11 protein-coding genes are annotated in these 11210 nt (G+C 64.2%); 6 read left to right on the plus strand and 5 right to left on the minus strand.

The features are described 5' to 3' along the window. From ABNU97_RS15615 to ABNU97_RS15630, 4 genes are all read left to right on the plus strand, one after another. Positions 1-688, plus strand: a 688-nt coding sequence (locus ABNU97_RS15615) for a carbon-nitrogen hydrolase (protein WP_348767601.1), incomplete at its 5' end; no start/stop codon positions are given. Between the two features lie 74 nt (positions 689-762). Then, positions 763-4257: a transcription-repair coupling factor gene (gene mfd, locus ABNU97_RS15620; RefSeq protein ID WP_348767602.1), complete on the plus strand. Its 3495-nt coding sequence runs from the start codon at positions 763-765 to the stop codon at positions 4255-4257. A 49-nt stretch (positions 4258-4306) separates the two neighbouring features. Continuing rightward, positions 4307-4822: a GNAT family N-acetyltransferase gene (locus tag ABNU97_RS15625; RefSeq protein WP_348767603.1), complete on the plus strand. Its 516-nt coding sequence runs from the start codon at positions 4307-4309 to the stop codon at positions 4820-4822. A 16-nt stretch (positions 4823-4838) separates the two neighbouring features. Next, positions 4839-5183 carry a glutathione binding-like protein gene (locus tag ABNU97_RS15630; protein WP_348767604.1) on the plus strand — a complete coding sequence of 115 codons (345 nt, stop codon included), beginning with the start codon at positions 4839-4841 and terminating at the stop codon, positions 5181-5183. Positions 5184-5230: 47 nt separating this feature from the next. Here ABNU97_RS15630 and ABNU97_RS15635 read toward each other — a convergent pair whose 3' ends face one another. Further along, positions 5231-6091, minus strand: coding sequence for a LysR family transcriptional regulator (locus tag ABNU97_RS15635; RefSeq protein WP_348767605.1), 861 nt, complete (start codon positions 6089-6091; stop codon positions 5231-5233). Between the two features lie 96 nt (positions 6092-6187). Here ABNU97_RS15635 and ABNU97_RS15640 point away from each other — a divergent pair, with 96 nt between their 5' ends. Further along, positions 6188-7519 (plus strand): MFS transporter, encoded by a 1332-nt coding sequence (locus tag ABNU97_RS15640; RefSeq protein ID WP_348767606.1) that lies wholly within the window; start codon positions 6188-6190, stop codon positions 7517-7519. A gap of 184 nt (positions 7520-7703) precedes the next feature. Further along, positions 7704-7931, plus strand: a complete 228-nt coding sequence (locus tag ABNU97_RS15645; RefSeq protein WP_348767607.1) for a hypothetical protein — start codon at positions 7704-7706, stop codon at positions 7929-7931. 99 nt (positions 7932-8030) lie between these two features. On the opposite strand, the gene ABNU97_RS15650 is transcribed toward ABNU97_RS15645, so the two are convergent. From ABNU97_RS15650 to ABNU97_RS15665, 4 genes are all read right to left on the minus strand, one after another. Beyond that, positions 8031-8795: an S-methyl-5'-thioinosine phosphorylase gene (locus ABNU97_RS15650; RefSeq protein WP_348767608.1), complete on the minus strand. Its 765-nt coding sequence runs from the start codon at positions 8793-8795 to the stop codon at positions 8031-8033. Between the two features lie 54 nt (positions 8796-8849). Next, the gene (locus ABNU97_RS15655; protein WP_348767609.1) at positions 8850-9437 is read right to left on the minus strand and encodes a hypoxanthine-guanine phosphoribosyltransferase; all 588 of its coding nucleotides are present in this window, start codon (positions 9435-9437) and stop codon (positions 8850-8852) included. Next, on the minus strand, positions 9434-10687 hold the full coding sequence (locus ABNU97_RS15660) for a mechanosensitive ion channel family protein (protein ID WP_348767610.1): 1254 nt from the start codon (positions 10685-10687) through the stop codon (positions 9434-9436). Before ABNU97_RS15660 ends, ABNU97_RS15655 begins: the two co-directional genes overlap by 4 nt. 3 nt (positions 10688-10690) lie before the next feature. Next, positions 10691-11210, minus strand: a 520-nt coding sequence (locus ABNU97_RS15665; protein WP_348767611.1) for a glycoside hydrolase family 3 N-terminal domain-containing protein, incomplete at its 5' end; no start/stop codon positions are given.

The following is an 11210-nucleotide window of genomic DNA, read 5'->3' on the forward strand; positions in this document are numbered from 1 at the left end:
GCCCATCCCCGGCCCGTCCACCGAACGCCTGGCGGCGGCCGCGCGCGATGCGGGCGTGGTGGTGGTGGCATCGCTGTTCGAACGGCGTGCGGCGGGGCTGTATCACAACACCGCGGTGGTGCTGGACGCCGACGGAACGCTCGCCGGGCGCTATCGCAAGATGCATATCCCGGACGACCCGGAATACTACGAAAAATATTATTTCACCCCCGGCGATCTCGGCTTCACGCCGATCGACACCTCGATCGGCCGGCTGGGCGTGCTCGTTTGCTGGGACCAGTGGTACCCGGAAGCCGCCCGCCTCATGGCCCTGGCCGGGGCCGAGCTGCTGGTGTATCCGTCGGCGATCGGCTGGGACGACGCCACCGATGACGGCGCCGAACAGCAGCGCCAGCTCCATGCCTGGCAGGGCGTACAACGCGGTCATGCCATCGCCAACGGCCTGGCGGTTGTGACCTCCAACCGTGTGGGCATCGAAGGCGACAACGCCACCGAAATCCGCTTCTGGGGGCACAGCTTCGTGTTCGGCCCGCAGGGAGAAACCCTGGCCGAAGCCGGCGAAAGCGGCGAATTGCTGGTCGCCGATATCGACCTGCATCGCACCGAGTCGGTCCGGCGTATCTGGCCGTTCCTTCGCGACCGCCGTATCGATGCCTTCGACGATATCACCCGGCGTTATCGGGACTGATAGCCAGACCGTTTTGACATTTGCCGTGCGATAACCGCGGCCCGCCTCGACTATGCAATAATCCGCCGCCTCTCATGGCTGTCGTAACCGAAAACAACGCAACCAACCGAGCCCTGGCGCCGCCGGCGCTGCGCGCGGGTGCGCACGATGCCTGGCAGGACCTGCACGGCTGTGCCACGTCGATCGCGCTCGCCCAGGCCGCGCAGGCCCGCGACGGGCTCACCGTGGCCGTGGTGGCCGACGAACACCGGGCCTATCGGCTGGAAGAAGAGCTGCGCTTCTTTTCCGACGCCAATCTCGCGGTGCGCCATTTCCCGGACTGGGAAACCCTGCCCTACGACGTCTTCTCGCCGCATGCGGATATCATTTCCGAGCGGCTTGCATTGCTGCACAGCCTGCCGGGCATGGGGCGCGGTATCCTCATTATCGCCGCGGATACGCTGGTCCAGCCGTTGCCGCCGACCACCTTCGTGGATGCGCGCGCGATGGTTTTCCAAGTCGGCGATACGCTCGATTTTCATGCCCTGCGCGAACGCCTGGAAGCCGCCGGCTATGCGGCCGTTTCCGAGGTGCGCACCCACGGCGAATACGCGATTCGCGGTGCGGTGATGGATCTCTACCCGATGGGCTCGAACACGCCCTATCGGTTGGACCTGTTCGACGACGAAATCGACACCATCCGCGCCTTCGATGCCGACTCCCAGCGCTCCACCGACAAGCTGGATTCGATCCGGCTGCTGCCGGCCCGCGAATTCCCGCTCGACGACGACGCCATCAAGGCATTTCGCTCGCGTTATCGCCAGCGCTTCGAGGGCGACCCGGGCGCGAGCGTGATCTATCGCGATGTCTCGCGCGGTATTCCGCCGGGCGGTATCGAGTCGTATCTGAGCCTGTTCTTCGACGACACCGCGGCCCTGTTCGACTATCTGCCCGACGACACCGCGATCGTGGAACTCGGCGACGTGGATGAAGCCCTGGCCACGGCCTGGCGCTCGATCGAGTCCCGCCACGAACAACGCAGCGTAGACCCGGAACGCCCGCTGCTGGCGCCGGACGAAGCCTTTATTACGCCCGAACGTCTGCGCAGCGGCCTGGATGGGCTCACCGCTGCCCGTATCGTCGACGATGCGGTTTCGGCTGCAGCGGTGTTCGACGTCGCGCCGGTCCCGCCGCTGTCCGGCGCGGATATCGCCGCCACCGGGCGCGCGCTGCGTGCCTTCTTCGACGACTTCGACGGCCGTATTCTCATTACCGGCGATTCTGCCGGCCGCCGCGAGGCCATGCGCGACTGGCTCACCTCGCTGGGCCTGGCCCCGGCCCGTGCCGAGGGCTGGTCCGATTTCATCGACCACAACAAGCACATCGCGGTCACCAGCGCGCCGCTGGAAACGGGCGCGATTCTGACCGGCGACGGCATTGCCGTCATTTCCGAAAGCCAGCTCACCGGCAGTCGCCCGCCGGCGAAGAAACGCCGCCGGGTAACCCGCGACCCGGAAACGGCGATTCGCGAGCTCACCGATCTCGCCCCCGGCGCGCCCGTGGTGCACCAGGACAACGGTGTGGGCCGCTACAAGGGCCTGCAAAAGCTCTCGGCCGGCGGCGTAGAGAACGAATTCGTCACCATCGAATATGCCGGCGGCGACCTGCTTTATGTGCCGGTCGCCTCGTTGCATCTGGTGCACCGCTTTACCGGCGCGGATGCAGAAACCGCGCCGCTGCATCGCCTGGGCAACGACCGCTGGGCCAAGGCGCGCAAGAAAGCCGCCAAGCGCGCCCGCGACGTGGCCGCCGAACTGCTGGAAATCCAGGCCCGCCGCGCTGCGCGCGAAGGCGTGTCGATGGTGCCCGACGCCGAAGACTATGCCCGTTTCGCCGCCGGCTTCGCCTTCGAGGAGACACCGGACCAGCAGCGCGCCATCGACGAAGTGCTGGCCGATCTGGCCAAGAGCACGCCGATGGATCGCGTGGTCTGCGGCGATGTGGGTTTCGGCAAGACCGAAGTGGCCCTACGTGCGGCATTCGCCGCGATATCGGCCGGGTACCAGGTCTGTGTGCTGGTGCCGACCACCCTGCTCGCCCAGCAGCATTACCAGAACTTTGCCGATCGCTTTGCCGACTGGCCGGTCAAGGTCGCCGCTCTGTCGCGGCTACGTACCGGCAAGCAGCGCGACGAACTGCTCGAGGAAATGGCCGCCGGCAAACTGGATATCGTTATCGGCACCCATCGGCTGCTGCAAAAGGATATCCGCTTCAAGAAGCTCGGCGTGCTCATCGTCGACGAAGAACACCGCTTCGGCGTGCGCCACAAGGAGCGCATCAAGAGCCTGCGTGCCCAGGTTGACCTGCTCACGCTTACCGCCACGCCGATTCCGCGCACGCTCAATATGAGCCTGTCCGGCCTGCGCGATCTGTCGATCATTGCCACGCCGCCGGAATCGCGCCTGGCGATTCAGACCTTCGTATCGCGCCAGGACACCGCGCTCATTCAGGAAGCCGTACGCCGCGAGATGCGCCGCGGCGGCCAGGTCTATTACCTGCACAACAAGGTCAAGGATATCGAGCGCGTCGCGCGCGATCTCGCCGCCATCCTGCCGGAGGCGCGTATTCGCGTGGCTCACGGGCAGATGCACGAGCGCGAGCTCGAAGCCGCCATGCTCGACTTCTATCACCGGCGCTTCGATATCCTGCTCTGCACCACGATCGTGGAATCCGGCATCGACGTACCGAGTGCGAACACCATCATCATCGACCGCGCCGATACCTTCGGCCTCGCCCAGCTGCATCAGCTGCGCGGCCGTGTCGGCCGTTCGCATCATCGCGCCTATGCCTATCTGCTCACGCCGCCGCGCGAGTCGATGACGCCGGACGCCGAAAAACGCCTCGACGCGCTCGCCTCGCTCGGCGATCTGGGTGCCGGCTTTGCCTTGGCTACCCACGACCTGGAAATCCGCGGCGCCGGCGAGCTGCTCGGCGAAGGCCAGTCCGGCCAGATTCAGGAAATCGGCTTCGATCTCTATCGGCAGATGCTTGATCGGGCCGTGGGTGCCTTCAAGCGCGGTGAAGTGCCCGAGGCCGACGCCGACGAACTCATGTCGGCCACCGAAGTCGAGCTGGGCGCGACCGCCCTGCTGCCCGAGGAATACATCCCGGACGTGCATATCCGGCTGGTGCTCTACAAACGCATCAGCTCGGCCAAGGACGATGCCGCCCTACGCGCACTCAAGGTCGAGCTCATCGACCGTTTCGGCCTGCTGCCCGAAGCCACCGAAACCCTGTTCGCCGCCACCGCGCTCAAGCTCATGGCCAGCCCGCTGGCCATCGCCAAGATCGAAGCCGGCCCGGATGTCGGGCGCCTCAACTTCGCCCGCAACAGCCGTATCGACCCGGCCCGCCTGATCGCACTCGTACAATCCGACGCCAAACGCTACCGCCTCGAAGGCGACGCACGCCTGGTGTTCTTCCGCGACATGCCCGACGTCGAAACCCGAGTCGAACATATCCAGACCCTGCTGGAAAAGCTGGGCGCGCCGACCTCAAATGAGGCAGAAGCGGCAGTCGACAAGCGCTAGCGCCCGAAGGGGCTAAGTACTACCAGCGCGCAACCGGTGGCAACGGCCGATGTATAGACGACTCACCACCGACGACACGACGGCATATCGCGCACTCAGACTGGCCGGCTTGCAGGAATGTCCGACCGCCTTTGGGTCCAGTTTCGCCGAAGAATTGGCCCTATCCGACCAAGATTTCGCCCAACAGCTAATGCCCGGCGAAGACGGTTGTGTCATCGGTGCCTTCGACGACGACCAACTGGTCGGTGTTGTCGGTATACAACAGAACCGTTTCGAAAAAATGCGCCACAAGGCCTTCGTCTGGGGCATGTACGTAGCGTCTGCACGCCGCGGTGCCCACGTGGGGCGCAACCTGCTCAACCAAGCGCTGCAGTTTGCCGGCCGCTTGAGCGGTGTAAGCCAAGTGACGCTGTGGGTAGTTCGCGAAAACCAAGGCGCCTGCGCGCTTTACGCCCGTGCCGGCTTCGTGACGTACGGTACGGAACCCGCAGCACTGCAGGTGGCGAACCGCTTCTACGATGAATTGTTGATGGTCAAGTTTCTAGGCAACAGCAGCGCCTCTTAACGAACACAACGCAGGTTTGACCACCCTGCAACCGGACTTCATGCGTCTGTTCTGGCGCTTTTATCGCATGCCCGAACACAAACGCGATACCGAAGAAATCCAGCGGGCACGCCGTGCTTGCGAACGCCACTACCGTCTTATCGATGCCGAGCTCGAACAGCGGCGCTATCTCGCCGGCGATCGTTTCTCACTGGCCGATATCCCCGCTGGCACCACTTTGTACCGTTACCAGAAAATGGGCCTCGATACCGCACTGCCCGCCCGCGCCGCCGAGTGGTACGCAAACCTGTGCCAGCGGCCGGCGTTTCAAAATCGCGTCATGACGCCGTTCAGCGAGCTGCGCGGCCGAGAGTCGTTCTAGCTAAATAGGCCAAAACCGCAACGGCGCGATCTGGCGTTTGTACTCTGCTACTGCACCGCCGGTGGTAGCAGCTGTTCCAGCATCGCCCTGAAAACCGTGTTCGCCCGGTCGGCGATATCCGAACGCGACAGCACCGCAAAGGCGATACGTCCGGCCGCCGGCAAACGCCCCGGCGGTATCCGGGTCATCGCATCGGATGCGAGCGATTTCGGCAACAGACTGATCCCCAGTCCGGCCTCCACGGCGGCGAGTACGCCATTCAGCGACGGCGTGACGTATACGCCGCGCCAACGCATACCCTGCTGTGTCAGAACGCTGATCGCGCGCGTGCGATAGGCGCATGGCGGGGTGAAGGTCACCAGTTCCAAGGCGTCGGCGTCGCTCGTCGATGCATCGAGCCTACCGAACCAGCATAAATCTTCGCGCCAGAGTTCCACCGCACCGGCCGGCAACTCGCCGCTGACCTTGCACAGTAGATGATCGATTTCCCCTTGCTCGAGGTCACGCTGAAGCGCGGGGCCTGCGCCGACAATCACTTCCAGCTGCACAGCCGGCTGCTCGCGACGAAACTCGGCCAGTACGCGCGGATAGTTACCGGCGCTGGCGATATCGTCCGACATACCCAGCTTGACGGTGCCGGATAGGGGTTGCTCGTCCAACCGGCGGCGCGCGAGTGCATGCAGTCGCAGGGTTTCACGAGCGAGCGACTCGATTTCCCGGCCTTCGCGGGTCAGCGCGATCACGCCCCGTCGGTTGCGCGCCATCAACCGATGCCCGGCCTGTGCCTCGAGCCGCGCGAGCTTCGCGCTGACCGTGGACTGGGTCGCATACGTTGATTTCGCCGCCGCGGTAAAACCGCCATGGTCGATGATATGCAAGAAGTTTTCTAACAGGTCACTGTCGAACATTGTTATCGCGAATATCGATCACAGAGACAAAAATAATTCGTTTCTACGATTAGCTGCAACGCCGTAGTGTGGATCACAAGGCAATCGCTTCGATTGTTGACCACCAACCCAATGAGCACGCGTTGCAATGAATTCCCGATTACGACTCAACTGGACTTTGCAACGGTCGCGACGGGCAATCGACGCTGGCCCCCTGCGCTCGCGCCAGCCGTCATGACACAATCAACGTGTACGACCATCGGTGACAGCAGCGGCAGCCACTCAGTAACGGTGCGGCTGCTACCACTCAACCTGATCATTTTTCTCGGCTTCATGACGGTCAGCCTGCCACTGGCCGTATTACCGCTGTACGCCTCCCACACCCTGGAAAGCGGGCCACTGATGGTGGGCATCCTGATTGGGCTACAGTCGATCGCTACAGTGATCACAAGACCCTACGCGGGCCGGTTTGCCGATGCGCGCGGCCCGCGCGCAGCCACGATCGTCGGCCTGCTCATCTGCATTGCCGCCGGCGGTCTTTACATGCTGTCGACATTACTGCCGCTTGGGATCGCTGTCTTGCTGCTCGGCCGCGCGACGCTCGGCTTGGGCGAAAGCCTGATTCTCACGGGCGCGATCACGTGGGGCATCGGCCGCGTCGGCGAAGCGCATTCGGGTCAGGTCATGTCCTGGAACGGGATCGCCATGTATGCGGCACTAGCCGCGGGCACGCCCACCGGCCTTGGGGTGTACAACTTGTTTTCCGCGCCCGTGGTCGGCTTTATCACGCTCGGCGCCGTCTCCGCCGCTTTGCCACTGGTCGCGCTGCTTTGTGCATTGCCAATGCCGGGCACAGCTGCGGCTACACGGCGCTCTTATCCGATAGGTGCTTTGCTACGTTGCATCTGGCCGTTGGGCCTGGCTTTGACGTTCCTGATGGCCAGCTATGGCGCGATCGCCGCTTTCTACGCTCTATATTTCGAGCACCAGGGGTGGCGCCATGCAGGCTGGGGGTTCGCCGGCTTTGGTTGCGCGGTCATCGGTGTGCGCATTGCCTTCGGCCACCTCCCTGATCAAATCGGCGGGCGCCGGGTCGCGTATGCATCGATCGCTACCGCCGCGCTCGGCCAGACGCTAATCTGGTCCGCGCCGGTAGCTGCGATCGCAATCGCTGGCGCGACGCTTACCGGCGCCGGCGTCGCGCTCGGCTTTCCCGCCCTCGGAGTCGAGGCCCTAGCGCGTGTCAACGGTGCCGGTAAAGGCATGGTCATCGGCCTTTTCAGCGCCTTTCAGGACATGGCCTTCGGCCTGACTGCACCGATCGCGGGGCTGGTCATGCTGTCACTGGGTGGCGGTAACGAGACGGCTTTCGTAATCGCCACGGCCACGGCCGGCACGGCAATCGTGCTGTTACGCTTAGCCCCCGCGGCAAAAAATCGTCCTGCGTGATCGACCGATGTGAAAATACCGCCATGCCGACGCCCTAGATTATAGCCAAACACCGCGCGTCTCAGGATGCCAAGCGCGACAGAGCCCTGGCCATCAAGACACGAACCCCGAACCGAGAATTTTCGCAACGTACTCTACGCGCCCAGGCGACATACCGGCGTGTCGCTACTCGACATCTCGTTTCGTGGTCCCGGTTGTCATTTCACTCGATCAGGTAACACAGACGACCTGGCGTCTGTTGCGGGTATCGACGACCGTATTGGTGCTTTTGGTCGTCGGCAGCGCGTTCGTTGCCTACGCCGCGCGCGCCCAGCACCTGCTTCGCAGCCAGAACGCCCAAAAAGCGATCTTCAAAACCCCGGCCGTCATCACGGCTATTTCCGCACTGGGAATGCTGCCCAATGTGTTCTAGCGATCCGTACCGGTCTCATCGCGAAATCTGACGGCTGAGTACGCCAGGCAGCCCCGCTCGGTGCCAGAATCGCTAGGCCGCGGCGTAGCATCGAAGTCTTTAGTTCAGTTTCGGGAGCACCGCGACCAACAGCCGCTCGATATCAGCCATACCCTGGGCCAGCGTGGCTTCGATTTCGGCATGAATAGCCGTGCCGCCGCTACGGCCGGCGGCCTTGTTGACCACGACCGCGCAGCAGGCATAGTCCAGGCCGGCTTCGCGGGCGAGCGCGGCTTCAGGCATGCCGGTCATGCCGACGATGTCGCAGCCGTCGCGGGCCATGCGGTCGATTTCGGCGGCCGTTTCCAGACGCGGGCCCTGGGTGACGCCGTGTACGCCGCCTGCGGCCGGGTCCAGATCGAGTTCGGTGGCAGCGCCGACAAGCGCTTTCGACAACGCGGCGTCGTAGGGCTCGGTGAAGTCGATATGATCGAGCAACCCGCCTTCGGGGGCGTCGTAGAAGCTGTGCGCCCTACCCCAGCTGTAATCGATGATCTGATCGGGAATGACGATCCGGCCGGCCCGCATGGCCTCGGTGATGCCGCCGACCGCGGCGATGGCGATCACCTGCTTGCAACCGGCATCGGCCAGCGCCTGAATATTGGCGCGGTAGTTGATGCGGTGCGGGGCCAGCTTGTGGCCCGGACCGTGGCGCATGACGAAGCACACCGAGCGGCCGGCGAGATGGCCGCGTACCAGCGGCCCGGAGGGCGTGCCCCAGGGCGTGTCGATGTCGGTATGTGTTTCCGCATCCTCCAGCGCGGCCAGATCGGCCAGCGCGGTGCCGCCGATGATGCCGATGGGCGCGGTGTCGGTTTCGCTCATATGCGACTCATCCGATAGGAACACAGGCGGCACGTCTTGCGACGGCCGCGTACTTCAGCCGCCGTGCTTGGGATGGGTGTCACCGTCGACGGCGTAGACTGCCGGCAGCTGGCGGAAATAACCCTTGTAGTCCATGCCGGCACCGAAGACGTAGCGATCCTCGATCTCGGCGCCTACGATATCGGCATGCACGCCGGGCGTGCAGCGGTCGTGGTTCTTGCGCAGCAGCATGGCCGTGGTCACCGAGGCCGCGCCCTGGGCTTCGATTGCGTTGATGATGGCTTCCAAGGTGTGCCCTTCATCGAGGATGTCGTCGATGATGCACACATGGCGGCCGTCCAGACGCAGCCCGGGGCTGACCTTCCAGACCAGCTCGCCGCCGCTGGTTTCGCCGCGATAGCGGGTGGCGTGCAGATAATCCAGCTCGAAGGCGAAATCCAGCCGCTTGGTGATTTCGGCGGTCGGGTGCATGCCGCCGAACATCACACACATCATGATCGGGGCCTTGTCCGCTAGCTGGGCGGTGATCTGCTCGGCCATGCGGTCGTAGCAGGCGTCGAGCTCGGCCGCGTCGATCAAACAGTCGGCGTTCGCGCGTACCGCGCGGGCCTCGTCGTAACGTTCGGAATCAAAACCGCTCATGCTTCGCCTTCTTCGGTCGGGCTATCCGGGCCCTGGGTGGAGGTATGGCCACGCGTCTTTTCACGCGTGATCGCTCGGTCGCGCTCGGATTGTACCTTCTCGGTATCGATCTCTTCTTCCCGATCGCTGTCTTCGCGCTCGTCTGCGCGCGCAAAGTGTACGGCGTCCGGCACGTGCATGGTCGTGGTCGGGTAGGCAATCGCCGCGTCGTGATCGCGCACGATGTCCTGTACGCGCTGCAGCACGCTCTGCTTGACGGCCAGATACTCGGCCCAGTCGGTGGTATGCGTATAGCAATAAACGAGCAGATTGAGCGCGCAATCGCCGAGGCTATCCAGGTAGGTGAGAATGACCTGGTCGCTGTCGATGGCCTCATCCTCGTCCAGCATCTTGCGCACGGCAGTGACGATATCCGGAATCGCAGCGGCGTCGTCGTAGCGCACCGCCACGGTTTCCATGATGCGCCGATGACTCATGCGCGAGGGGTTTTCGAGCGAGACGTTCGAGAACACCGCGTTGGGCACATACAGCGGGCGCATATCGAAGCGGCGCAGCGTCGTGGCCCGCCAACCGATCGCTTCGACCACGCCTTCAATATCCCGATCCGGCGAGCGTATCCAGTCACCGACCGAAAACGGCCGGTTCAGATAGATTGTGAGCCCGCCGAAGATATTGGCCAGCACGTCGCGGGCAGCAAAACCGACCGCAATGCCGCCGATGCCAGAGAATGCCAGCAGCGCCGACGGCGATACCCCGAAGACCTGCATGATGAGCAGACCGGCAGTGATGAGTGCCGCGATACGCAGCAGCTTGCCGATGGCGTCCGCGGTGGTGACGTCGATGGCGTTGTCGCGGCCGGCCGCGCGGGCGAGCGCGTTCGAGCCCACCGAGCGGATCATACGGAACACGAACCAGGTGAATAGAAGCACCAGAATCACGCCGCGTACTTCCGGCACGTATTCGAGCCAGCCCGGCGCCTCTTCGGGGCGCGACACGCCGATCGCCGCCGATACGCCGATAACCCAGATCAGCCCCTGGACCGGGCCCTTGACGCTGTAGTAGATCGCGTCGTCCCAGATGTTGGGACTCGTTTCGACGCGTCGCCGCAGGCAGCTCGACAACCAGCGCGTGAACAGATCGGCGAGCGCGGTGGCCAGCAAAATGGTGCAGACGTCCAGCGCCACGCCCCATTGTTCGTGCAGGCGCTGATATTCGCTGACCAGCGTCTGTAGCCATCCCCAATCCGGCATCGCCTAGCGCCCGTCGTTTCCGGCTGCGGTCAGCTCGGCGTTGAGTGCGACCGCCGCCTGCCAACGGGGATCGTCGGCGAGCGGCGCGCCTGCCCCGGCCTCGGGCCGGTCGGCGCATCGCGCGTGCAGAGCCTGGCGGCGCCCGGCTGCCGCGTCGTCGTCGATACGGACTACGTCGAGCAGTTCGAGGGTGGCGGCGCGATCGTTGCAAATGGGCAGATAATCGCAGCCGGCATCCTGGGCCTGGCGCGCGCGTTCGGCAAAGCCGCCAATGACGGCGGCACCGCCCATGCTCAGATCGTCGCAGAACACACAGCCGTCGAAACCGTACTCGCCGCGCAAAATATTCCCGATCCAGCGGGGCGAAAGGCTCGCCGGCAGCGCGTCCACCGCGGGGTAGCGCACATGCGCCATCATCAGCGAATCCAGCCCGTGTTTGATGAGCGCCCCGTAGGGGGCCATGTCTTCAGCCAGACCGGTCCGGTCGCGTTCGTCGACCGGCAGCTCGGCATGCGAGTCGGCG

The organism is uncultured Salinisphaera sp. (assembly GCF_964012375.1).
Taxonomy (GTDB): domain Bacteria; phylum Pseudomonadota; class Gammaproteobacteria; order Nevskiales; family Salinisphaeraceae; genus Salinisphaera.